The sequence below is a fragment of the Anaerobiospirillum sp. NML120448 genome (genome assembly GCF_023050945.1).
Lineage (GTDB): Bacteria > Pseudomonadota > Gammaproteobacteria > Enterobacterales > Succinivibrionaceae > Anaerobiospirillum.
In genome coordinates, this window is record NZ_JALKIM010000031.1 from 1 (window position 1) to 25,715 (window position 25,715).

A 25,715-nucleotide genomic window follows, 5' to 3' on the forward strand; every position below is an offset into this window, starting at 1 on the left:
TGTATCTATATTAGGGCGGAGTAGTAGTTTTGGCACAAAAAAACTACCTCAAGGGTAGCATTTCTAAGAAATATGATAAATAAGCGGTTTTTGCTTAGAAATAAAAATTTAATAATGCCGGGCTATGATCCAAAATCGTATGGAAAGTACCATCCGTAATCAGGCTAATATTTCTGAGAACGAAGCTGATGCACGTAGCCGTATCCGTGATACTGACTTTGCCTCTGAGACTGCTGCTCTTACTCAGAACAACATTATTCAGCAGGCCTCTCAATCAGTTTTAGCCCAAGCTAACCAGCGTCCAACCATCGCTTTAAGCTTGTTAGGCTAACAGAATAACAATATCTCTCTCTTTATATTTAGAGGCGGGCGTAAGTCCGCCTTTTTTATTTATACCAAGAGAAAAAACTTGTCCTTATGTTATATTTTATAAGCAAGATTTCTTGCTCAGCATTATGCTTTGGATTAACAATGGACTATTCGTATGGCTGCTAAAACCCATCAGCATTGCACTAAAATTACAGAGGAAACTGTTGAGTTGCTGTGTAATTTACTTTTGCATAAGGTGCCGCAAAAAGATATTTGTCAGGCTACAGGCATTAGCCAGGCATCTCTGACTATTTACGTCAACTTCCTTGCCTACCACGGAAAAGATGTCTTTATTGATCATTACATTAATGGCAATAAGCCTGAATACACAGACGAGCAATACAACCAAATTGTAGAGTGCATGATTAAGCATAATCTATCTCTAACTGCAATTTGTGCCATGTTCCGCATCCATAAAGATCCGATTAAGCAACGCTTAGCAAAGCGAGGCGATACTCCTTTTGCTGGAGTAATACCTGCTGAAATTCCAGCAAGCACTGACTCTGAATTTATGCATCTTGGCTTTAGGTCTAAGGAAGGAAAAGCTCAAGACCTTAATGGCGCTAATAAGAAGGCAGCTAAGAAATACACTGCACCTACTCGCAAAACTAAAAGCACAGCTAAGAAAGAGCCTGCTACTAAAGACACCACTGCAAAGGCCGCAGCTAATGATATACCTGTAAATGAGGTTCCTGCTGAGCCAGCTGCTATCGTGGTCGATGAGAAGGGCTTTGACCAGTATGGTAATTTTAGAGGTATTGCTAAAGCACCTGTTAAAAAATACAGAGGCAGCGGCAAGGGTAGCGCCAAGGCAACTCAAAAGACCAAGGAGTTAGAAGCTTCTGAGCAAATCTCCACTTTAGAGCAAATGCAAAAGCAGCTTAAGAATAATCCTGTTGATTTCTTAGTTAGAGCTAACTTAAGTGCTAAAGATTGGAGTAAGAAGAATGGTTCAAAGATAGGCAGACCTCGAGATATTGATGTCTTTTCTGTTGGCTTTGATAAGCTTCCTCGTGAAGTGCAAATTAAATCGCTACACACTGCTCTCAACTCAGCTATGTATCAGCTAATTGCTACAACCATGGCTTATGAATTTGAGCTTGATGCACAGACCTCTACCTCTCAAACTAAGGCAGGCCCTAAGAAAAAGGATGCCAACAGACTACCAAGTGTAAGCAAGCTTTCTAAATTTAAAGCTGTTCAAGCTATTACTGCCGCTAATGATGACCAAATATCTCAAGCCAAACTATGCGAGTTTTTAGGCATAAAAGCCAACGATATTACCTACCTTAGAAGCGTCCAAAATAAGGCTCCCAAAGAAGATAATAGTCGTGATTTGCTAAAACAGATTATTTGTGAGATTTTCCATGACATAGGTAAAGGAACCTGGGGCCATCTAAGAATTACGAAGTTCATGAGAACCAGCCCTGATCCTAAATACCGTTTTAACGTCTCTGCTGGAACCGTTAAAAAATACATGAAAGAACTTAATCTGGTAGTCAAACAGTAATGTTTACCAATCTAACTAAGACTGTTAGTTAGTTCTTAATAGGCGGGCGCAAGTCCGCCTTTTTTGTAGATTGATGGCTATTAATTAGCAATTAGCAAAAGAAATGGCTCTAAGTTTGAAGACCGTGCAAGTACGTACTGTTTACAGAACGATTGAGAGCACTCTACCTACCTACCTACCCTGCCTTACATTAAATTGCCTAACTACACTATAGTTCGCACTGATAGCAATGCATTGTATTGCATTGCATTGCATTGCATTGTTTACCTGCCCATCATAGTTTGCTTGTCAGCTTACCCATGGAAGGTGTTGAGACAGGGAAATAAGCTATTAGAGCTTGTTTAGGAACTCTTTGTCTTTTAGGGTTTTGCAGGCTTCATTGAGAGTTTTAACAAAGTCATACATGATTGGAGCGCTGCTAGGCTGTTTTTGTAATTTTGAGCATAGATCTTGGTAAAAAGCTCTTTGCTTAGGCTCTAAAGGCTTTTGGGAGTGGTAATAGAACCATAGCAGCATGAAAAATGGGCTTGATAAGAGCACCAGTGTCATCATAATAAGCGAGGTCAAGGCTAAATACATATGCATAAAGCCCGCTGAAGGATGAGTAAGTAGTACGTAAATACCCTGAAAGCCACCACAGGTGTAATACATCCAAACTAGAATAAGAGCAATAAAAGGTGGAAGTGCTTTTTTAGCAAAGCTATAGACCTCTTTTAAACGTGGCTCCATAAAAATCATACGTAGCACCTTTTCATCAGGCCATAATTCCATATACTCAGAACCTATTTTAAGCTTGCTAAATAGCGACATTCTTTACCCTCATCATCAGTTAGCCAAAATTGGCCATAAATTATATCAGCCTCTTTCATCTAGGATCTATGTTAAGAAGCCTAGAGTACAAGCATAAGCTTGCAGCTGCCTTACCAAAGCTACTGCTCAACTGATTTTTCTAGCTCTATAAGTTTAGTGCTACCTTACATAAAGGCATACTGGAAATTAAGCACTGCTTAGTAGCCTCTTTGAAAACAAAATAAATACTTCTAGTTTATCTAAGCTTTCTTTGTATTACATTAGCTTACCCCAATTAAGTTGCTCTAAAAGTTTTGGTTAGCCACTTAGCAACTTAAGTCTTCTTCAAAATTGCTAGTCCCTTGATGCCTGTTTATTAAGAGCAATTGCCTACCTGCCTAATTGCCAGTAGCTGTTGCCTCTCAAGACTCAACAACTTACTACTGCGGTTCTGCCTTAAATATTATTAGTTAACAGCGCTCACTAAAAATGCAATCAGATTGCATGGGGTTGCAGGTACGAGTGATGTATGCATATGAGCATATGCCAGGGCGCAAGTGTTGATGTGTTTTCTTGTATGCATGCAACAGGACTGGTTAGATTTTCTTTTACTTGAGCTAAATAGAAATTCCATATGCTTACTTAGCTACCTTCCCACCCTATTTATAATGCCTTGGCGGCCATTTTCATAGAGCTTTTGCTGTCTCTATATTGTCATGTGGTCTTAAAGATAGCATTGAAGGTACAGTACACACTGATTGCATTGAGGAGCTAGTTCTAGTTCTTTTTATTGCTTTTGCTCTAGTTATTGCTATTGGCCTTGGCACTCGTCTTGTTTAGGCTCATGCTCATGCTACTGGTCAGGTACTTATGGGTAGAGAGCAATGGGATGCGACTTACTTAAGTTTTGGTGATTTTGGGGTTTTATGGCAGTTGTTTGTGGGCAATGGTTGGTTTGAGAGGCAATTTTGAGGAAATTGGGTCAAAAAGTGGGGCTGTGATAAAAAAACGCAATAATGGTGTTTTAAGGTGGGTAAAAGGCTTAGATATGCGGCAGGAGTGCAATTTTTGTCAACACTAACAAAGCAAACTTTGCATAAATTGCTATTATTTTTAGTAAAAAAGTTGAGCAATTTTAGAAAAGTTAGGGTATGCTAATCACAACTTACAAAGACAAGTTTTTAAAAATTTCTAAATTGTTTTACTGTTCTACAGTTAAAACTGATTAATATCAATTTTTACAACTATTTTTTCCTAATTAAGTTGGTAGCTGATTAGCACTTTTTAGAGTGAAATTAACTACAAACTTAAGATAGGGTGCTCAGCTTTTAGGCTGTTAATAGCAAGAGCTAGTCAAAGTAACTTGTCTTTTCTTGCACTAGTATATTTGGCTATTAGCACTACTACATATTTGGAGATTATAATGCCACGTTCACTCATGCTCGTTCCAGCTGGTCGCGCCACTGGCTTATTCGTAGTTTCTTTAGGTTTAGTTAAAGCTCTTAATGATAAGGGCGTAAAGGCCGCAGTATTTAAGCCATTTGAAGTAGGCCAAAACTGCAATAAGGATTGTCCAAAGAACTACTCTCTGACCTATATGCAAGCTTTAAAGTACTTAAGCGCCAATCAAGTACCAGAGTTAATTGCTGCCATCGTAGCTAATTACGAGCGCTTAGTAAAGGATACTCAAGCTGATGTGATCGTTGTTGAGGGTGCAGTCACACAAATGTTTGATCAGCATGCTATTAATGCAGCTATCCGTGAAGCTCTTAATGCTGATATCTGTATGGCTTCTATGGGCATGTGCCCTAGTGCTATGGCCTTGGTAAAAGTAGCTTTAGGTGCTTTTGGACAAGCTGCTCAAGAGCGTTTCATTGGTGGCGTTCTTTACAATCACGATGCCCCATTAGATGCTAACAATATTAAGAAGATTCAATTAAGCGGCCCTAAGGATCCTAATGCTCAATTTGGCTGCTCTATGGATGAGGCCAAGGATGTTGGCCACGAAGAGGGCGGAGCCTCTTGCTCTTGCACTCCATTTGCAATGATTCCATTTGAGAGTGCTAACTATGCTCTACGTGCTAGCGATGTTGCTAAGCTTTTAGGCGCAGAGCTCCAAGGTCAAGGCTGTGCTCGTGTCAGCGGCATTTCTTTCTGTGCTAAGAGTGCTACCTCTAGCGATATTTTAGTGACCAGTGTACTTCCAGAGAATACTGAGGCTAACTTAGTAATTCTATGCAATGGCACTCAAGGCTTAGCTGGCAAGGCAACTATTAATACTACCCACTCTCCATTAGCTGTAGTAGAAGCCCTCTTATCTTTATCTGTAGTTTTATTTGCTGATGATACTGAGCGTGCTGAGCAAATTGCTGCCTTTAGCGCTCCACTCTTTGATAATTCACTATTAGACTTCTTATCCAAATAAGAAGTTTGCCACCGAGTAATGATTATAATGCCGTGCAAGGCTAGCGCAGCTGACGTAAAGCTAGCGTAGCTGGCCTAAAGCTAGCGTAGCTGGCCTTGCTCATTATATTCGCAGTAAAAAAGCTCTTTATTAAGAGGAAGTTTGTTAAAGCTTCCTCTTTTTCACTTATAAGTTTTGCTTAACCTGCTAGAGCGTGTTTTAGCGTAAAAAAATATTTCATCCCACCACTGATATAGTACTCATTGAACTTAATCATGCTTGTTAATGAGCCATGGTTTTATTAAAATGAGTTTATAAAGTCTTTTTATTAAAATAATAAGGTAAGCATGCTTGTTTTTGCTTTTGGCTTGCTTGTAAAGCCTTTTGTAGAGCGACTTTTTTTCAGATTTGTTTTAAACTAATTGCCAAATTCTCTCATTAGGATTTTGGAGAGTTTTTAATGCATTTTGATCGCTATCAAAGTTAGTTTTACCGATACGATCTATATTATTTGATTAGAAACTCAAAATTGAGGCGCATAGCTTTTAGGCTAACTTTGATTGTTTTGGTATTGGTTAGTGCCCTATTGAGTTGTCATACATTAAAACTACCATACTAAATATATGGCTGGCTTTAATTTATGAAGGCTCATTCTAGGTTAATGAATTAAAAACAATTGACAGTTTAATGCGCTGCTTTTTTAAATGGAGATAAATAAAGTGCCACGTTCACTAATGCTTGTTCCAGCTGGTAAAGCAAATGGTTTATTTGTTGCCTCTTTAGGTTTAGTAAAGGCTCTTAACGATAAGGGCGTAAAAGCTGCCATTTTCCGTCCATTAGATGCATGTAAGAATACTGCCAAGGACTGCTGCTCTAACTATTCAATTTCTAACTGTGATGCTGTTAAGTACTTATCACAGAACCAAAAGAGCGAGTTAGTAGAGGCTATCTTAGCCAACTACAACCGTTTATTAAAGGACACCCAAGCTGACGTGATCGTTGTTGAGGGTGTAGTTACTGACAAGTTTGATCAGAACTCCTTAAATGCCGCTGTTTGCCACGCTTTAGATGCTGATATCTGCATCGTTTCTATGGGCAAGTGCAAGAAGGCTATGGCTTTAGTTCATATCGCTTTATCTTACTTTGGTAAGGCTGGCCAAGAGCGTTTCATTGGTGGTATCTTATTAAATCACGATGCTCCACGTGATGCTAAGGGTCAAAAGAAGTTAGTATTAGCAGGTAAGCAAGAGGCTCAATGCTGCACTTGCTCCGCTCCAAAGGCTGATGCTTGCTCTGCTGGCGGTGAGGGCGGTTCATGTGGCTGCACTCCATATGCTATGATTCCATACAATTGCCAGAACTACGCTTTCCGTGCTAGCGATTTAGCTTCCTTTATCGACGGCACTTTAGTTGGTGATGCTAACGTTCGTGGCTGCAATATCGTATTTGACGCAGAATCTGCTTGTGAGAACGATGTTTTATTAACCGCTAAGGTTCCATGCTGCACCAAGGCTGGCATCGTAGTATTATGCGATGGCGCTGAGGGCACTGTAGGCAAGGCTACTATTTGCACCAAGGCTTCTGTTTGGGCTGTAGCTGAGACCTTCTCAAGCTTACCTCCAATGTTATTAAAGGACGACACTGAGCGTGCACAACGTGCTGCTGACTTTGCTGCTCCATTATTTGATAACTCTTTATTAGACTACTTAGCAACTCCTTACAACAAGGAGTTCCCATTATTAAGCCCAGCTGCTTTCCGTTACAAGTTAACTGAGCTTGCTCGTGCTGCTAACAAGCGCATTGCTCTTCCTGAGGGTGATGAGCCACGTACTGTATGTGCTGCTGCTCGTGTTGCTGCTTCCAAGATTGCTGTTCCAGTACTCTACGGTAAGAAAGACGCTATCTTAGCTGTTGCTAAGGAGCAAGGCGTTTCCTTAGATGAGGGTGTTGAGTTTATCGATCCTGATGAGATCCGTGAGAACTATGTTGCTCGTTTAGTTGAGTTACGTAAGTCCAAGGGCTTAACTGAGGATCAGGCTCGTGACCTCTTAAAGGACAATGTATTCTTAGCCACTATGATGCTTGAGCGTAACGAAGTTCACGGCTTAGTATCTGGTGCCGTTCACACCACTGCTAACACCATTCGTCCAGCTCTTCAGGTTATTAAGACCGCTCCAGGCGCTTCTTTAGTATCTGCTATCTTCTTCATGCTTATGGAAGAGCAGGTTTACGTATTTGGTGATTGCGCCTTGAACCTCAATCCAAATGCTGATGAGTTAGCTCAGATTGCTATTCAGTCTGCTGACACTGCTAAGGCTTTTGGTATTGACCCACGTGTTGCTATGATCACCTACTCAACTGGCACTTCTGGTAAGGGCCCTGATGTTGATTTAGTAACCGAGGCTACTAAGAAGGCTCAAGAGTTACGTCCAGACTTAGTAATCGACGGCCCACTCCAGTACGACGCTTCTGTAATGGCTGACGTTGCTGCTCAAAAGGCTCCAGGTTCTAAGGTAGCAGGTAAGGCAACTGTATTCATCTTCCCAAGCCTCTCCACTGGTAACACTGTTTACAAGGCAGTTCAACGTTCTGCTAACGTTGTTGCTATTGGCCCTATGTTACAAGGCTTACGTAAGCCAGTTAACGACCTCTCCCGTGGTGCTTTAGTTGACGATATCGTTTATACCGTAGCTATCACCGCTATTCAGGCAGGCCAACAAGATCAGCAGTAATATTGTTGATTTAGCCTAACAAAAGGCAGCTAGACCACATTTGGACTAGCTGCCTTTTTACTTTTGGCAAAAATAAATTCCCAGATCGCTCTAACGCTCTAGCGCTAGAGCGCAGCATAGCTAGAGAGCTAGAAAATTAGCCAGCAAATTTTGCCAGATGCTAGGTTTAGTATTAACTAGCTTTGAATACTGATACAGACACTGCTACTTATTTTTCAACAAACAGATTAATCTTATAACATCCTGCCTATCCTGCTTTAGTTCACTAGTTTTTACATGTTGCTAGCGCACTTTTAGGGAGACTATCGCCGAGCTATTGCTCTTTATTGGCACAAATGCATGTTCAGGCGCACAATTTTCATGAATTTTATTAGCAACTCTTTTGAACTTTAAAGCTCAAATTATTATCTGTGACGAGGGCTGATTTTTAGTAAATTTGGCTGCATTTTAGGTAATTTTTTGAATAAAAGTTGGAGTTTTGGCTATTTTTTCACCATTATTTTTCTAAGCTCATTAAGCACTTATCTTAATCTCTCTAGCACCTATCAAGGATATACTACTAAGGGTAAAAACCGATAAATTAGCCCTTATACGCTTAAAAATAAGGTTTTATCAGTAGTTTTAAATGTAATGGGCATTATCTTGGTACTTATGAGGCCATGCTCACAATGGCGCTATAGTACTAGCTTTGATACAAGCTAAAAGCTAGTGCTTAGGTTATAATGCTTTTAGTTGCTTGATGACTTTGAGCATGCTTACTCTTATTAATCTCCTAACAAGTTGGTTAGGATAATTTGTGTGTTTGAGCATTACTCTTTTTTAGTGTGTGTATATCTGCCTAAGCTTGAAGAGCTTTTATTGATAGTTTCGCAACCTCACTAATCAACTTTTGCTTTGCTATCTTATTAACAACAAATTAATGGAGCAGCATATCATCAGTACAACAATTACTCATTTAGCTATTAGAGTAGGACAAGACCATTTACACTTGCCAAATATATACCTTTGCCAAGTGTTAGCCTAATAGCTTAAAAATACCCAATCATCAAGGGCTAAGCACTTAGGAGGATTCAAGATGCACGTTATTATCGCGGGTGGTTCAGGATATGTAGGAGGTTACCTCGCTCACAATCTGGTAGAGCAACATAACCAAGTAACCATTCTTACCCACTCCGATATCAATCAAGTGGCAGCTCGCCTAGACAAGCATCATAAACTCTCAGGTAAGGTAGATATCATTAACTACCATGATTACAATGGCGAGGGCGATGTTCTAGTTAATCTAGCTGGCGAAAGCTTGGGAGCTAAAGCAATTAGTAAGCGCCGCTTAAAGGTCTTACTATCCTCTCGCATTGAAGTTTTAGATGCTCTGAGCACTCAAATGGTATTGCCACCAGTATTTATTCAAGCCAGTGCTGTTGCCTATTACAATGAAGATTGTAATGAAGAGGTAGATGAGACCTCTACTGATATGGGTACAAGTGAAATTGCTCAGATTGCCATTAAACTTGAAGAGCGAGCCAATCAGCTCAATGAGCAATTCCATTTCAAGCGCTTCTATATAGCTCGCTTAGGCATTGTATTATCCCGTAATGGTGGCTTTATTAAAAAGGCCTCTATGACTCCACCATTTACGGTAATTCATGGCTACAATAAAGTTCCATTTATTGAGCTTAATGATGCCATTAATGCGCTACAGTTCTTATGCGAAAAGGATGTACCATCAGGCCCAGTAAATCTCACCTCACCAAAGAGTGCTACTTTACAAGAGTTGCTCCATTGCTGCTACAAGCACTCTAAGCTACCGCAAATCCCAATTATTACAGGATTTTTGCGTTTGGGTGATCGCCGTATTCAGCTTTTAACCACCAATCAGAATGTGGTGCCTAAAGTGCTATTAGATATGGGCTTTGTCTTCCACACCCCTAACATTCAAAATGTCCAATAGCCCTATCTCTTAGCCATCCTCTAAAAGCGCAAGCCCACCTAAAGCTTGCGCTTGGATCTCCTACCAAGACAATTACAGCCTCTACTGAGGCTCTTACTTATTTGCCTACTTACTTGTTTGCAACTATAGCGACTACGCTTAATGACTTAGTTAGTTAGTAAGTTTTAGACGCAAACAAGAAAGGCGAGTTTGCACTCGCCTCTTGGGGGTAAAAGTTTTTATCTCCTAATTAAGAATTAAGAGGCAACAATACCACCATCAACTAAATAATGAGCACCTGTTGAGAAAGTAGCTTTTTCAGTTAAGAAATAAACCATTTGGGCTACCTCATCGGCAGTGCCACAGCGACCTAAGGTAAATAAAGCATCTTCCTCAGCCCATGCTTGCTCAAGTGAAATACCTGCTCTGTGAGCATAGCGACCAAGAGCCTCATCGGCTAGTGGAGTACGAATAGTGCCAGGGCAGACAGCATTTACTCTGATATGATCTTTGGCTAAATCAACAGCTAAGGAGCGGGTAATTTGTCCTAGAGCACCTTTAGTTAAACCATAACCAAAGTTATTGCCCTTACCAATAAAGAATTGATCTGAGCAGTTAATTACTACTGAGCCACCACCATTTTGCTGTAAATAAGGCACCAGCTCTTGTAAGGTATAAACAGTTCCATAAATATTAGTATCAATCATAAGCTTAAGCTCTTGAGGATCGATATTGAGCATAGTATTAGATCTATGAATACCAGCATTAGCAAAAATAGCATCTAATCTACCAAAGTGCTCCATAATTGCATTACGCCAAGCTGTAATATCCTCAGGTAAAGTAGTATTAACCTTGGTAAAAATTACCTTATCATCCCCAAAACCCTGCTCTTTTAGCTCTTTAAGTAAAGCAAAAGATGCCTCTTCATTAATATCACCAAAGGAAACCCTATAGCCCTCTTTTAAAAAGAGCTCCACTGTAGCTCTACCAATACCAGTAGCACCACCACTAATAGCAATTACTTTGTTTACCTTAGCAGACATACACATTAACTCCCAGAACCTAATTATTGATTAACTAATAATAGCCTAGCACACTCTACATCGGTGCTAATACCAAAAAGCTTAATACTTACCTCCCCACGCTCATTCTTACCTTAAAGCTATCGCTACCCTAGCCACAGCCCTTGCCCAAGCCGTGGCCTGGGCACAGGCCGTGGCCAGAGCACAAGCTTGGGCCCTGGCCATGGCAAGGGCAATAGCCATGGCCACTCAAGGGCACTACCCCGGTTGATTGCTCTTGTCATAGTTAAAGCCAGAACCAGGGCTCTTAACAGTAGTAAGAAGTACTCGCCAATGCCAATGCCAAGGCTCAGGCTCAGGATTATGGCCTTAGCCTGCGGCAATATGCTCCTGTACAGAGATTAACATGCAGATAGCAATTCCGATAAGGGCATTAGTAACACTACTCACTTGCTTAGGTGCTTATGTTGATAGTGGACGTACATTTTGTGGACAGCAATATTGCTAGAAAAAAGCCTCTAGCTTTTTCTATGGCATGTGATGGCCATGGCCATGGCCGAGTAAGAGGCTAAAAGGATAGCAGTGCCGCCGCACTTAAGATTCTGTTCGTGGGGACAAAAGTTTTGGGGCCTTGGGAGTTTGGTAGCTTGAGTTAGTTGAGAGCGTGTTTGGGGGAGCCAAGAAATTTTTATGGCTTTGTGAATTTGTTTTTCTTATCTTATCTTATCTTATCTTTACACCTGATGGGGTGTCTGATGGGCTGTTAGTAATGTTAAAGAGGGCAATTTTTTGATAGTATGATTGGGTCAGTTTTGGGGGTATTGTTTTTTATTGCTAACTCCTAAAAGTACCAATTGTTGGTTAAAAGTAGTAAAAAAATATGGTACTTTTCGGTGGCATTTTAGTACTTTTAGAGCTAATCTTATAGATATTACAGTGCAATTATCCTGTAATTACATACAAGAAATGCAAATATTAGCAATTTTAGCAAGATTGCACTATTTTAGACGCGCAATTTTTGAATAGTACTTTTCGTCTAAGATTGATAGGTTTGAATGAATATTTTCACTATCTAACAGCATGTTTATAAGAAATTTGAATTAGATCACACTTTTAACAGGCACAGCCCCATTGATCATTCCCCCTTATCTTGTCTGTTTATTTTCGATTTTTAAGCAACAAGAAACAGCAAAATGCGCCTTTTTAGTTAAAAGCTCTTAAAAAATAAATTATTTCTAGTAGATTTTAATTTTCAAAAGCCTAAAAATGGCTATTTTATGCCCTTCTTAACATTGAGCGCTCTTATTAAAATTGTGCTTAAGCTCACTTACTTGTTTGCTATTCATACTCTCTAGCGCCACAATAGCCTCGCTTTTAAAGACCGACTGCCAAAGCCTTGCAGGACTGTATGGATGAATACCACTAACAACAATCATAGTAATCACAGTGATTACACTAATACAACAAAGGCCTTTAAAAGCATACAGACACTATTTTTAGCTTAGGAAATAAGCTGTTGTTAAGAGCTCATTTTGAGCTCTAATATATAAAAGGATAAAGCTATGCTTCATTTTAACTTGTTAGCATCCCACCACTCTAAGGAGCAACTTTCCTCTAACCTCTCAGCTTATGAGGAATTACCTGCAACCCCTTTATCCTCTGCCGAAGCTTATGAATGGGCTTTACACAATCTTAACCAAGATTACCAAACCTACGAAAGCGAAGATGCAGAACCTGTAAACCAAGAATTTAATCAACTTGATGCTTTAGATTTTACTTTTACCAAGTCCTACCCTATTAATGCTTCTCCTGAATACCAACAAGCACAAGCTCCACAAGATGCGAGCTCACAGGATTTAAAGCAACTCTCCAGTCCTACTTTAGATGAATTAACTTCAAGCGTACTGCCTAACAGTTCACTAGCAAACACTAATCAAGCTTCTTTAGTAAATGACAATTTAACTAGTCTTTATCCTCAAGACGTTTCTTCATTAAGCCTTAATTCTACTAACAATAATTCTTATAACTTATCATCAGTTAAGCGCACTAAAACCCGCCGTTACTGCTACGAACCAGAGCATTACAGCTTTTCTTTTAGACATAGCCATGATAAAAGCAGCGCTCATGGTTCTAACCATTTGCTTATATCCAAGCTCTTTAGCATGCATAAGCATCAACCAGCCAAGAAGCACGCCTAAGAGCAATTACTAAAGCTTAGCTCCTAGAGGCCAATACTAGCTAACTTAGCAGCCAGTACTAATACTTTATGTAACTAAGTTGTGACTGCTACTAATAGGCACCACCCCTTAAGTGCTTGCTCTAAGTTAGCTTACATCTTTAGCAGTTTAACCAAAGACCAAAAAACAATGCACTCACAACCGCCCAGTCTTTTGCCTATCTAAGGCAAACTAAATAGCTAACTAGGTGAGAGTAAAGTAGAAGCTTGAAAAGTTGAATAAAAGACCGAATATGCCTACACATGGCTATAGCTTGCTAGTTAGCCTGTAACAGCCAACACGCAATGGCGTGAGGGATTTAGGTATTGCAATCATGATGGCAGTGAAGTCTCTTGCTTTTTGCCTAAGAGCATACCGAGCTTGCAGGAGAGCCTAATAGCTAAAAAGCTTAAAAGATGGCTAAACGAATTTTTGCTAGCTTTATTAGTTGGATATCAATCCCATATTGACTGCCTACCTAAATAAAGTGGGCAGCACTCACAGCAGGCAAAGCCAGCGCAGATGCAGCGCAGCCAGCTTAGCAGGCTAAGCTTAGCTGGCTCAGCCTGCCAAGCATGCGCAGTAGGCTCAGCAGTCTCAACAGGCTGCTAATGTGAGGGAATGATTGGCTTTTTTGGTAGTGATACAGCAGTAATCAAGGTATTACTTATTGTAAGTTGTTAAAGACTGTTTTACCTAATACACCAAAGTGTTGCCATGTGCTTAAATCACCTAGAGCACATGGCTATTCTAGGAATAAAAGCTTTTTTAAGTAAGGTTTGCTCTTACTTATGACGATCACCAACGCAAGGTAAGAACCCTAGACAACTATCATTACTTTCCTAGGGTTCTTGTTTTTTGCAAAAAAAACTAATAACTTACTAGCCCCCTTTGAGGGCAATATTAATTTTATACAAAGGAATAATAATGAATATGCAGCCAGGACTTGATAATCATACTAGCCCTTGGGACTTAAGAGCTCCATATACTAGTGTTGATGCTCATTATGAATTAGGAGAAGAGCTTCTCTATGCCGATACTATAGTAAGTCCAGGCACAGATCATGAAGACTTAGCTCTAAAAGCTAAATTATTAGCTACCTTAGGCTGGCGTATGGCCTCTGTAGGTGCTGAGACCAGATTGATTGTACAGTCAGTAAAGAAAATGGCTCACGATTTAAACTGCCATCAAATTGATCTTAATATTACTCGTGATGGCATTATAGTAAAGCTTAAGCGTGGCCGTATGATTAGTGTTGAGTTTAAAGAAATTAAGCACTTTGCCATTAATATGGACTCACTAGAGCGCCTTAACTATATCTGCTTAGCTGTTTCTGAGGGCAGTTTAAAAGATCCTTACAAAATCTTTTTAGCCATAAGAGCGGTCAGACCTCGTCACTATAACCACAATCACCTTATCTTTATTGAAGCTATTGCAGGCTCTGCTTTTGCCTACTTAAATGGTGGCAACCTACCTATATGTGTCTGTGCACTCTTAGGTGGCCTCGTACTAATGTATGCTCGTTTTAGCTTTATTAAAAAGGGCTTCTTTGAGTCTTTTACCTTTATGCTCTCAGCCTTTTTCGGTAGTCTCGTAGCGGCAATGTGTGCACAATATTGCTTTGTTTTACCTCATGATCAAGTCATTTTATCAGCTACCGCTACTACCTTATTATTAGTACCAGGCTTCCCACTGATTAATGGCTTTTTAGATATCTTTAAAGGCTATGTTCCTATTGGACTGACCAGACTTATTATTGCAGCTGTTTTAGTTATTTCTGCTGCTATTGGCCTATTAATGACCACTTATTGCCTAAGTGCCGCCAAATACATAAATATATTTTAATTGACCACCCTAGACCCAGTCTTAGTCTTTGACTTAGATGCGCTTGTTTTACCATAAGCAAGCTATAGCCTATATTTAATTCTTGATAAGTTAGATTGATAATATGAACCTCTTGATAAGTTCTGATCAATGGCTCTTAGTTGCCTACCAAGCCCTAGCTGCTGCTATTATTGGCCCTTCCTTTGCCATGCTGTTTACTGTGCCAGCTCGCCACTTATTACTAATTTCTCTAGCCTCGGCTATCACCCGTGCTATTAGAGCTTATTTAGTGTATTCCTCCATAGACATTGTGGCAGCAACTTTTCTTGCCTGTGCAGTGTGTTCGTTAATCTTTATTTACTTTGGCCCAAAATTTAAAGTACCTCGCCCTATTTTCACGGTACCATGCATTATTTCTCTGATCCCAGGAGTAGATGCTTATCAGTCCTTATTGTCCTTAGTTAATATCTTACATAGTGTAAGCCCTGATAGCTTTAACAACTCTATCACCATACTCTTTACTCATGGCATGAGAGCCTTGGCTATCATCTTTGCTATTGCTATTGGCCTGGCCGTTCCTCCATTATTCTTCTATAAGTACCGCCACGCCAAGCTCTAAGAAGCTAAAAGCTCTAATCCCAGAGCTCTACCCCCTAAGCTCAGAGCTATAAGCTCTGAGCCTAGAGCTTAGAGTTAAAAGCCAGACTTCTTGGTCTTAGGCACAAAAAAAACAAAGCCCCGTTTAGCAGTTGATTTTGCTAGACGGGGCTTGAAAGAAGCTCAAAGTTTAAGCATTTGAGCTTTTTTCATTATTTTTGTCTTTATCCTTTCCCTTAAGTTGCTCTTTGTAAGAATTAAAGAGCTCTTTTAGTTTTTGATAAAGCTCAACTGAGCGACCCTTGATTTGTTCTAACCAAGTTTCTTCCTCATTGCCAGCAATAATGGCATTGAGACGCTCACTAATACGATAACAAATAGTATTCTCAGTTTCGCTATCGCCCCAGTCCATGGTAGTTAGCATTTTTACTGCTTCTGTTACATGAGATACAGTAAAGATATGGAACTTACCATCAGCAACAGCTTTGATAACAGCAGGACGTAATACTAATTGGTTAACGCAAGAGCTTGGAATAATTACACCTTGGGTACCAGTAAAGCCATGTAAGCGACATACACGATAGAAGCCCTCAATCTTTTCATTGACACCTCCTACTGCCTGCACATCACCAAATTGGTCTACAGCACCAGTCACAGCTAAGTCTTGACGAATTGGGACTCCAGCTAGTACAGAAATAACGGCACATAAACCAGTTAAGCTAGCACTATCGCCATCAACTTCACTATAGCTTTGCTCAAATACTAAGCTTGCAGATACAGGTAAAGGCTGCTCAGCACCAAATTCCTTGGTTAAGAAGCCATTAATAATCATCATAGCTTTAGCATGGATTTGACCTGCTAATTCAGCCTTACGCTCAATATCAATGACATCACCCTCACCACCAGCTCGTAAAGTGGCAGTAATACGTACAGGCTCGCCATATTCATAATTGGTACCTAAGGTCTCAATTACTGATAGACCATTAATCTGACCCACTACAGCGCCTTGGGTGGCTACTAATAATTGGCGGTCTCTATGTTCACGTAAGCTTGATTCAGCTAAGAAGTTATTACGAAAATCGTTAGAGCCTAAAGCCTTGAGTACATGGCGGCGGTCAACATAAAGCTTAACCTTACCAGTAGGAACTTGCGCTACAGGCATACCATGGTCACTAAGCTCAACACTCACTACTTGCTCATCAGAATCAGCAAGAGCATGGTCTTGGCCAATATTTTCCAACTCATTAAGTGGCTTAAGCTCTAGTTCAGACTCAGGCACTGCCTCAAGCTTAGACTCAGTTTCGCTCTGTTCTAACGGCTCATCAATTTCGTTGGCAGAAACTAATTTAGTGCGATCGCTCAAATCGCCTAAATCCTCGCTCACCATCATTTGAGCGCCATTATCAGCCTCACTCTGCCCCCATAATTCATCATTTTCACTGCGACCTAAGCCCAAGCTGGCGCTAAGCTCACGATCTAGCTCTTTGATAAATTCTGGTGGTAGCTTAAGACCTAATTGACTTTGATTTGCTAAATCTACATTAGCTAATGACTTCATGATGCGTTGCTGAGCATCGAGCCAAGCATAACGATTAGCCTCATAAATAAGAGACTTTAAAGGCAACTCAGGTAAGCCAATATAACGACGATCGCCGCTCAAACGACAAGCATAAGAGGCCAAAACAGCTAAGGCATCACGTGAGAATGACCATAAGGAAGCACCATCACGATCGTTTTGCTGATAATGACTAATTAAGCCTGCTAAAGTACTTAAGGCACCTACTGCGGTAAACTCAAGAACAATATCAGCATGAATAGCATTATCTAATTTGCCCCAGAACATGCTAAGTTGGGCAATTTCTGTAGCATCACCTACTAAGATAAGCTTAAGGCTCTCATTTTGAGCTAAACAAGCCTCAACCATACCCAGCCACTTTGGATGCTCAATTAAGTGCATGCATGGCATGATAACCACATTATATTTGGTACCCACACCAGCAGCATAAGCACCACTCTCACCAGTTAAGCTATCACGACCACCTTTGTTATTAGCGCCAGTTGCGTTGTTAACTTGACCAGTTTGTGGGGCTGCTAGGCTCTGTATAGTGCCATTGAAGCTAAAAGCACGAGGCTTTACGCCGTCAAGATTTTCATCCTCTAAAGTGGCACTGACAGTTAAAATACCATCTTCTTTATCATTGCCAAAAAGCTCGAACTTAGTAGGAGCATAAGCTACAGTAGGATCAAGGCCACTAAGCTCACGCACCATATCACAAGCTGTGGCTATGGTATCAATGCGGCTATCACCACATAAGACCAACATGCGCTCTCTTTTAAGCGCAAACAGGCCCTTCATAGCGTTTTTAGCACGTAACTGTAAAGAGGCAAAAGAGCGAGGTTTTACTAAATTGGATAATTCCACATCATCTTTAGTGGTCATATCCTCAATAGCGTCAAAAACGGTATCGCAAAGCTCTTCTTTAGGCTCTACAGCTAAAGTATCTTCGTTTTCTAAGCACTCTGCTAATTGCTCGATTTGCTCATCAGTTAAAGAATCAATACCTTTAACAGTGGCATCAAGCTCTTGAGCATGGGAGTCATTACCTGCAGCAGCTGCTGCCACTGCCTCAGCATCTGCCTCAGCTTGAGCCTCTGCATCTACCTTAGACTCTTTGTTGCTATCTTCCTTGCTCTTTTCTAACAGATACTCAGGAAAAGTAGGATAAAGATCGGACTCTTCAAGCATCATTACTCCTTTAATGATGCCTGAGGTAGAACCATCTTTAAGTTTGAATTTAACTGTTTGCAAGTACCACCTCGTAAATACCATCTAATTGACGATAGCGCTCTGCTAAATCTAAGCCATAGCCTACGATAAAGCCCTCTGTGAGTTCAAAAGCACGATAGTCAATATCGATTTGGACAGTACGACGCTCATGCTTATCAATGCATACTGCAATCTTTACACTATTAGCACCTAATTCATACATATGGGCAACAATTTCTTTCATGGTTAAACCAGTATCAACCACGTCTTCAATTAAAAGAATGTCCTTGCCCTTAACATCAAGCTCTACATCCTTAATAAATTTAACCTTGCCAGAGCTTGAGGTGCCTTGACCATAAGAAGAGGCACGTAAAGTATCAATGCACATATTCTCATTATCAATAGTGCGAATTAAATCAGAGAAAAACGGAATAGCACCCTTAAGGATACATACAGCACAAAGATTTTTATCACGATAATCTTGTGAGATTTCCTTGCCCATTGCGATCACGCGCTCTTGCAACTGTTCTTTGGTAAATAGCGGAATTAGCTCTTTAACTTTGACGTTATCCATGGAAAAATGATCCTTAACAAGCGCGAGATTTAATCCTCGCAGTGGACACCATACAAGCAAAATCAGAAAAAAAAATAACTAACTATTTTTCTGAATTTACCTGTAAATGTCAGGCCAGTCCCTTAAAAGCACTCTTAACTTAAGCTTTAATAGCAAGACCTTCTGACATACTAAACATAAGTGTAAATTGCGTAATTATAGATCGTAATACACTATTAAGTCATTACAATTGGCTCAACAATTGAACTTACCCTACAAAAAAACATATAAGCCACCCAATCTCCTACCACCATATTTCCCACACCAACGCCCAATCCCCTATCTCTTAGCTCTCATAAAGCTCCTCTAACAGCACCAAATAGCCCTCATGACCATGAGCAAAAAGCGATAAGCCACAAGATACGAGCAGCAACAAGCCATGAGCAGCAAGCAGCCACAGACCACAAGAGCCAGAGCTTACTTAAACTACAGCTTTAGCTCTGGCTTTAGCAAAAGCTTCATAAACTCTTTTAGTTGCTCTGGCTACAGCATAGCCAAGTCCTTTTAGCTACAGCGTATAAGTAATACCTTAGGTCTTAGCTATGAACTCTTAGCTAGAACTTTACCGTGTTTTATTTAGTGCCATTAACTTTAGCTTTAGCTGTAGCTGTAGCTGTAGCTGTAGCTTTAGGCAACAACTTACTCTGCTCTAAAAGGCACAAGAGCAGCAAGGTGAAGCTTTTGCTATAAGGTGTTTTACAGCAACAGTGTATTGAATGTAATTAGGGAATGATGCTGAGTTTTTCTCTAGAGCTGCTTTATGCTTCTTAATGAGAGCTCTTGTTGAGCTAATGGTAGCCAGGAAGCAAAGGCAGTCATGAGAGCATAGGCCCATTGCCCTTGGCATAGGTCATAGCCCTTGCCCTTGCCATTGCCATTTCTATTGGCCTTGCCCTTGCCACTATCCTTGCCATTTAGAGGGGCGATGGCATTGGAAGTTTGCCGTATGGGTTAAAGCGGCAAGGATGGAACTTTTGGTGGTGGAGCTTTACTTTTATGGCTTTCAATGCACCAATTTAAAACATGTGATTATGATTATTTTACTAGTTTGCTTAAAAAGCATGTTTGAATAAGCTTTGGCTAACTTTTTGGTAATAGCTAGATTGCTATCTAGAGAAAGATATTTTGCTTCTGGCCCTGTCAACTAAAGCAAATTTGGCACTACTCGTGCTTATTTATCCTATAAGTTTTTTCTTACCTCAAGGCGTGCTCTGATAGTTTTAGGTGCATAAGGCTTAGAATAAGTGCCTCCTTAGGGGTCGATGATAAGGATGAGTACTATGCTAAATCTCAATGTTGGAGGTCAGATCCTATCTGGCAAAACTAACTCAGGTTACGGCTTTAACCTCAATGTTAAAGTTAATCAAAATGCTTCCTTAGCCTCAGTACAAGAGCTACCTAGCAACTTACAAGCACAAAAGGCCGCTGCTAGTTCCCGCACTAGCGTAGATAAGATTTTTGAAAATCTCTACGAAGACAACTCCATGGGCAATGTTAACTTGCTCTCTAAGCTCTCCTATAAGGTAGAAACTAACGGCGATAGCGAGGACTTTGCTAACTATATTCGTGCTTTTGCCTTAGATGGCGGCATGATGAAAAACCTCTCTGATTATGATGCCGAGGGTATTGTTACCACCATTGCAGCCAAATATGCCTCTTTAAGCCATCAAATTGAGGAAGGTCATTTCTCTGAGAGCTCTAAGCAAAAGATGCAACAAGAGCTTGATCTGCAATTAGAAGCTGGCTTAAAAGATTTAGCTGAGTACTATGGAGATAGCGCCTCTTCTTTATTTGATTCCTTAGGTATTAGTAGCCAAAAGCATGAAATTGGCAAAGCCTTAACCGAGTTTGTCCATGAAAAGAAAGATGAAATGCTATCTTTCATGAAGTCTGATGAGGGTAAGGAGTATCTCAAAAAAGCCCAGTTAAAAGACGAGGAAAATAATTTCCTTTTTGACGACGTAGCTCTTACCAAGGCTTTGGTCTATCATGCCGCCGAGCAAAAAGATGAGCAAGAAAAGCTCAAAGAAGCCCAAGCTCAAGAACAAGCCAAACTAAAAGCAGCTAACGCTGCTGATGGCGCTACTGCTACCAAAGAGAACTCTACTGTTCTTAACCTCAAGAAGGCAGATGCCAATACTGAGGCTCAAAATACTAATGCTTCCTTTACCTTAAATGACCTTAATAGCTTAGGCAAATTACAATCTACTTTAAGCAGCTTTGTGACCGAAGATAAGAGCAAGTCTGAGGAGGAGCTGGGCTATCAATTAGGCCTTACCATGATTAAGGGCCAAGAAATCCTTAAGCAAAATGGTGCCTCAGATTACTTATCTAATCTCTTTACCAAGAATTTTGAGAATTTTGTGGATGGTAAAGTAAAGGACATTAATGAGTACCTTAAGGACAAACAAAAGGATGCTGAGGAATTTTCTACCTCTAATCCTGAGGCTTACAAAGAGTTTGACTCTAGCGTAGTACTCAATGCCTTTAAAGCCACCACCTCTGTTTATGAGCTCACAGGCAATGCTAAAGATGCCATGGTTAATGGTTTTGATTTAGTAAAGAATAGCTTTGAGCAAAACCAGCAGCTCAATGGCTCTGTGATTCGCTATCAAAACGACAATTTCTTTAGCAACTTCTTCCATACTAACAAGGATCAAGATGCTTACAACATGGGTATGTCTACCTTCCGTCGCTACTATAACGAGTTAGGTCGCATCTAATTACTTAATAAGAATTAATCTTAATACACCCCCAGGCCTAACACTTAAGTCTTTGGGGTGTATTTTTTTTGCCCCAAGTTCTAGCTAAGTTAAGCCCACTATAATTTCTTACAACACAACACATCACAATTACCCCATGCATCTTGTATGGGGCTTTAGTGGTATTAAACCTTAGTGAATTTGCGATAGGCTAACCCTTTGTAATGATGTCTACTAGCTTTTTTACTATGCCGTGCTTTTGATATCGTTTAGTTGTTTTGTCGTATAAGGAGCTTTTATGTCTTTTAGCTTGTCTGCTAAGCACTCTAAGCTTAGTAAAGCACTCAAAACTACCTTCTTAGGTTTAATTTTAGGATCAGCCCTTACTTCAAGTGCTGTTTTAGCTCAAGATCCTCTATCTTCCTTAAAACACGCCGATCGCATTAATTCTGAATACCAAGAGGCAGCCGTGAACTTTATTGCTGAATTTACCTCCCTGGACCAAGTTAAGTCTTATATTGATAAGGCTAAAGCTAACTACAAATTCACCACTATTAAGCCAAAGCTTATTACTGTTAAAAATGAACAAGATGGCTTTGAGATTGAAGTTGCCTTATATGAGCCACAATTTTGTGAGACTAATAGTGAGTCCTGCCCAGTCTTTAAAGAAGGTGAGCGCAAGGGCATTAGACGAGCAGATCGTCCTTTAATCTTATTCTCCTATGCTGGTGGCTATCTGTTCCGTGATGCCTACTATGAGGCCCAGCATTTCCAATTAATTGCTAACACTACTCAATCTTTAGTAGCTGTTCCTCGCTATCGCTTAAGCCACGAAAAGCCATTCCCTGCTGCACTACAAGATAATTACAGCGCCTTAAATTACTTGTTTAACAATGCTCAGGAATACAAGATCGACCAAGATCGTATCTTCTTATGGGGTGAAAGTGCTGGTGGCAACCTTACTGCTGCTTTAGCTCTTTATAACCGTGATCATTACGACTTCCCTATTGCAGCTCAAATCATGTTTGCCCCTATGCTTGACTATCGTACTGGTAGCGAGCAAAGCCCATACAAGTCTCAAGTAGCAGGCGAACTTACTTGGACTCCAAAGTCTAATGTTTTTGCCTGGAGCCTATTAGGTGATGTCTCAGAAGTTGAGAAAATGGGCCCAGATCCACGCCTCAAGATGATCTCCAAAACTGATTATTTAGGCTACTTCTCTCCAAGCTTTGCTAAAGATAAGTCCAACTTACCTCCAGCCTATATCTTTGTAGGTGATATTGACCTCTTTGCCCAAGAGTCCTTAGCTTATGCCAACGACCTTTTAAACGCTAATGTCCCAGTAGAACTCACTTTAGCCGAAGGTCTCTTCCACTGGTTTGATCGTGCTAACCCTCAAGCCGAGCGTACCCAAGAGTACTACCGCAACCTCTTTGGCTACTTTAACCGCCACTTAAACTACTAATAAGATAGTAAGTACTAGAACACCAGCTTTTATGCATTAGCCCAGCTTAACCAAGCTGGGCTTTTTGTTCTGCCTTTTCAAGAACAGCACTTGCGCTGCTTCCCCTCTTAAAATGAACAAGCCCAAATGGTTGTCCATTTGGGCCTGAGGATTATTTAAAGTTTCGAGAATTAATGCGGTACTTTTCGTACTCAAAGAGCACACGAGCAACTGAGGCAATAGCATCCTCGGCGTTTACTTGAGTACGATTGAGCTGGCCTTTAATATTGCGACAAGCAATTACCATAACAATACGCTGTCCTCGGTATTCAATTAAGGCCATATCACTCACTACAGGGCGTGAGCGGCGGGCTTCAATATAATCAGCAGACTGTCCTTGAGAGTAGATATTAAAATTGTTGAGCACCTCAACACTTTCACCTTCTATAGACTCTCGTACACCCTTTTGAATGGTATTACGGGTAGCTTGATTGTTATAGAGCATATCATTAATGGCTTGTCTTACCTCAAGAGAGATATCCTTATCTTGGGAGTAAGAAGCAAATAACTTAGCACTTTCATATAAAGGAGCATGGTTATTTTCAATTAATACAGGACTAATAGCAGTATCAAGTTCACTAGTCTTATACTGTACATGCTCTAAGCCTTTAGTCTTATCGAAAACTTCCAAGGTCTTAATTGTACCTAAATAATCAAGCAAGATAGAGCTGGCATTAGCATCGCCCAAAGCCAAGTTATAGAACATTAACTCGCCTAAGCTAATGGTCATATTATTGCCATGAGTTTCAGTAGTATAGGCTGTGGCTTGTTGATTGATAGGTACAGAGTTGGCTCGAGCCTCGGCACGATCTTTAGCGGCAGTACCAGATTGTACTTTCTTAGCAGCACTAGCAAGCATACGATTACGCTCAGATTTAGAGCGACGAGCACCATAGCCTCCAGTTACTGACTCTTCAATAGCCGCTCTATTAGCACCAGTTAAGGACTCTAATAAAGGAGACACAATATTACGGCTTAAACGGCCAGCATCAAATTTTACTTGATGAGATGAGTTCTCAGCACGCACAGACATTAATGCGCCTACAGCATAAGATAAGTGGAACTTACTTAAGCCATATAAAGGGAAAGGAGAATTATCTTTTAAGGCCACCAAGCCATTTTGGTCTAATAAGACAAAGCCAATATCAGCACCTAAATCACGCTCAATAGGCGCAATTTGATTATGCAACCATTTGATATCCTTACCTGAGGCCACATAGAAAACATCCTTGCCCAAAGGCATACGGCGGTACATACGATCGTGAGCGGCAAAATCACCAAAAGGCTTGTAATTAGGATCTTCAGTTAATTGCTTAGCACGATCGATATCATATTGGGCTAAACGATCTTCCTCTTCGGTTAACTTCTTTTGCTGTTCAGCGGCAATACGGTCTAAGCGTTGCTGAGCTTTAACACTCTCAGGAACATTAACCTCACCTGTAAAAGGATCATAATAAGGAGAAGCTAAAGGATCCTCTTTAGCGTTAGCACCAGTGTTATTAGCATTGGTCTTTATATTTGGGGCATCATAATGAGCATTACCATGACCAATAAAGCTTTTATTGGCTGAGTAATCAGTATTCATATTAGGACGAGGAACAGTCATACCTCCCATTTGTACATTGAGATTAATGACATCCTCTTCTTGTAATTGCTCATCGTAGAACCAATGATGCTTATGATTAAACATAATACCACCGCCTTGATTTTCTCTAGCACTTGGCGGAGTCATTCTATTTTCATAAGCAGCTTGCTTGCTAGCCAAGGATGCAGCCACCGCAGCAGCAGGCGAGGTTGGCTCAGTAGAAACATTAAGCATAGGAACCATGCTAGCAGCCCCATTGCCCATCTGACCGCTACCCTGCACAGCCATAGAATTAGCCCTATTAGTAGCAGGAGCTCCATGGGCTACGGGCGCTACAGGCGCACCACTATTTTGCATACTTGGCATTGCCTGAGCATTTTGATTGGTAATAGGAGCAGCCCTTGTGGCCACAGGAACAGGAGCTTGGGCCTGAGCAGGGGCTGGAACGGCAACTTGGGTGCGTGCACTAGCTGAGGCGGCAGCACGAGCAGCCTCCAAGGCAGACATAGTCTGCCCTGCTGAGACCATGTTATTGGGAGCTGAACTAGCAACTGGAGCTTGGGCTGGGGCTGGTGCTTGGGCTGGGGCCTGACTGGCCATTTGCATGGCACGAGCTTGCTCAAGAGCACTTTGGGTATTCATCATGGTGCTATTGTTAGGCTCTTGGGCCATAGCAGCACTTACTAGTAAAGGAAGGCCCATACCTATTAAGGATGCTTTGAACGCAGCCTTGTGAGGAATTGTCCAATTCTTGCTCTGGGCCAAGATACGATTAATCTTGGGATCAGAACTGCTATCCAAGCTGCGCATGGTCTTCTCCTTTAAAAATAACAATACCTACGCATGTTAGTGCGTAAGCTCTATGATGGTCTTTAGGGGACATACTTGTGCAAATTTCATCATTAAGACTAAATGCTCATTATGTTTCTTAACCTAGTATATCAGTTTGATCTTGGTAATAGAGCATAGATCTCTTGCTAGTATGATGTTGATTGTCAACTTTAATTTTAATATCGCTCTAATTGCCTTTAACTTTAGGCTTAGAACTGAAAAAGCTTAGCAAAGCCCTTTTAGCTAACCAATAGTTAGAGCTAAAAGCTTACTTTCATCAAGCTATTTTACAATTACCTCCCGTTAAACTCTATAAACATAGC

At 40.6% G+C, this 25,715-nt stretch carries 14 protein-coding genes and 1 pseudogene; 10 read left to right on the forward strand and 5 right to left on the reverse strand.

Annotated elements, in window-relative coordinates:
- Positions 1-127: 127 nt before the first annotated feature.
- Positions 128-331, forward strand: a pseudogene (locus MXE38_RS06755) (flagellin); the annotation flags it as partial.
- A 153-nt stretch (positions 332-484) separates the two neighbouring features.
- Complete coding sequence (locus tag MXE38_RS06760; protein WP_246913397.1) at positions 485-1,879, forward strand: hypothetical protein; 1,395 nt, start codon at positions 485-487, stop codon at positions 1,877-1,879.
- Positions 1,880-2,209: 330 nt separating this feature from the next.
- On the opposite strand, the gene MXE38_RS06765 is transcribed toward MXE38_RS06760, so the two are convergent.
- A complete protein-coding gene (locus MXE38_RS06765; protein ID WP_281503161.1) occupies positions 2,210-2,689 on the reverse strand; it encodes a DUF412 family protein in 480 nt (159 codons plus the stop codon).
- A 1,402-nt stretch (positions 2,690-4,091) separates the two neighbouring features.
- Here MXE38_RS06765 and MXE38_RS06770 point away from each other — a divergent pair.
- From MXE38_RS06770 to MXE38_RS06780, 3 genes are all read left to right on the forward strand, one after another.
- Positions 4,092-5,093, forward strand: coding sequence for an AAA family ATPase (locus tag MXE38_RS06770; RefSeq protein WP_246913400.1), 1,002 nt, complete (start codon positions 4,092-4,094; stop codon positions 5,091-5,093).
- 698 nt (positions 5,094-5,791) lie between these two features.
- The gene (pta, locus tag MXE38_RS06775) at positions 5,792-7,804 is read left to right on the forward strand and encodes a phosphate acetyltransferase (RefSeq protein WP_246913402.1); all 2,013 of its coding nucleotides are present in this window, start codon (positions 5,792-5,794) and stop codon (positions 7,802-7,804) included.
- 1,075 nt (positions 7,805-8,879) lie between these two features.
- Complete coding sequence (locus tag MXE38_RS06780; protein WP_246913404.1) at positions 8,880-9,752, forward strand: DUF1731 domain-containing protein; 873 nt, start codon at positions 8,880-8,882, stop codon at positions 9,750-9,752.
- A 236-nt stretch (positions 9,753-9,988) separates the two neighbouring features.
- On the opposite strand, the gene MXE38_RS06785 is transcribed toward MXE38_RS06780, so the two are convergent.
- Entirely contained in the window at positions 9,989-10,774 is a 786-nt protein-coding gene (locus MXE38_RS06785; protein WP_246913406.1) for an SDR family oxidoreductase, read from the reverse strand.
- A gap of 1,541 nt (positions 10,775-12,315) precedes the next feature.
- Between MXE38_RS06785 and MXE38_RS06790 the strand changes: the two genes are divergently transcribed.
- From MXE38_RS06790 to MXE38_RS06800, 3 genes are all read left to right on the forward strand, one after another.
- Positions 12,316-12,951, forward strand: a complete 636-nt coding sequence (locus tag MXE38_RS06790) for a hypothetical protein (RefSeq protein ID WP_246913408.1) — start codon at positions 12,316-12,318, stop codon at positions 12,949-12,951.
- 945 nt (positions 12,952-13,896) lie between these two features.
- Complete coding sequence (locus tag MXE38_RS06795) at positions 13,897-14,814, forward strand: threonine/serine exporter family protein (protein ID WP_246913410.1); 918 nt, start codon at positions 13,897-13,899, stop codon at positions 14,812-14,814.
- Between the two features lie 103 nt (positions 14,815-14,917).
- The gene (locus MXE38_RS06800) at positions 14,918-15,412 is read left to right on the forward strand and encodes a threonine/serine exporter family protein (protein WP_246913412.1); all 495 of its coding nucleotides are present in this window, start codon (positions 14,918-14,920) and stop codon (positions 15,410-15,412) included.
- A gap of 168 nt (positions 15,413-15,580) precedes the next feature.
- Here MXE38_RS06800 and MXE38_RS06805 read toward each other — a convergent pair whose 3' ends face one another.
- A complete protein-coding gene (locus MXE38_RS06805) occupies positions 15,581-18,199 on the reverse strand; it encodes a S16 family serine protease (RefSeq protein ID WP_246913414.1) in 2,619 nt (872 codons plus the stop codon).
- A complete protein-coding gene (hpt, locus tag MXE38_RS06810; protein WP_246913416.1) occupies positions 18,186-18,731 on the reverse strand; it encodes a hypoxanthine phosphoribosyltransferase in 546 nt (181 codons plus the stop codon). Before hpt ends, MXE38_RS06805 begins: the two co-directional genes overlap by 14 nt.
- 1,319 nt (positions 18,732-20,050) lie before the next feature.
- On the opposite strand from hpt, the gene MXE38_RS06815 reads away from it, so the two are divergent.
- The gene (locus MXE38_RS06815; RefSeq protein ID WP_246913418.1) at positions 20,051-21,493 is read left to right on the forward strand and encodes a hypothetical protein; all 1,443 of its coding nucleotides are present in this window, start codon (positions 20,051-20,053) and stop codon (positions 21,491-21,493) included.
- 277 nt (positions 21,494-21,770) lie between these two features.
- The gene (locus MXE38_RS06820) at positions 21,771-22,937 is read left to right on the forward strand and encodes an alpha/beta hydrolase (protein WP_246913420.1); all 1,167 of its coding nucleotides are present in this window, start codon (positions 21,771-21,773) and stop codon (positions 22,935-22,937) included.
- Between the two features lie 151 nt (positions 22,938-23,088).
- Here MXE38_RS06820 and MXE38_RS06825 read toward each other — a convergent pair whose 3' ends face one another.
- On the reverse strand, positions 23,089-25,371 hold the full coding sequence (locus MXE38_RS06825) for a hypothetical protein (protein WP_246913422.1): 2,283 nt from the start codon (positions 25,369-25,371) through the stop codon (positions 23,089-23,091).
- Positions 25,372-25,715: the final 344 nt, after the last annotated feature.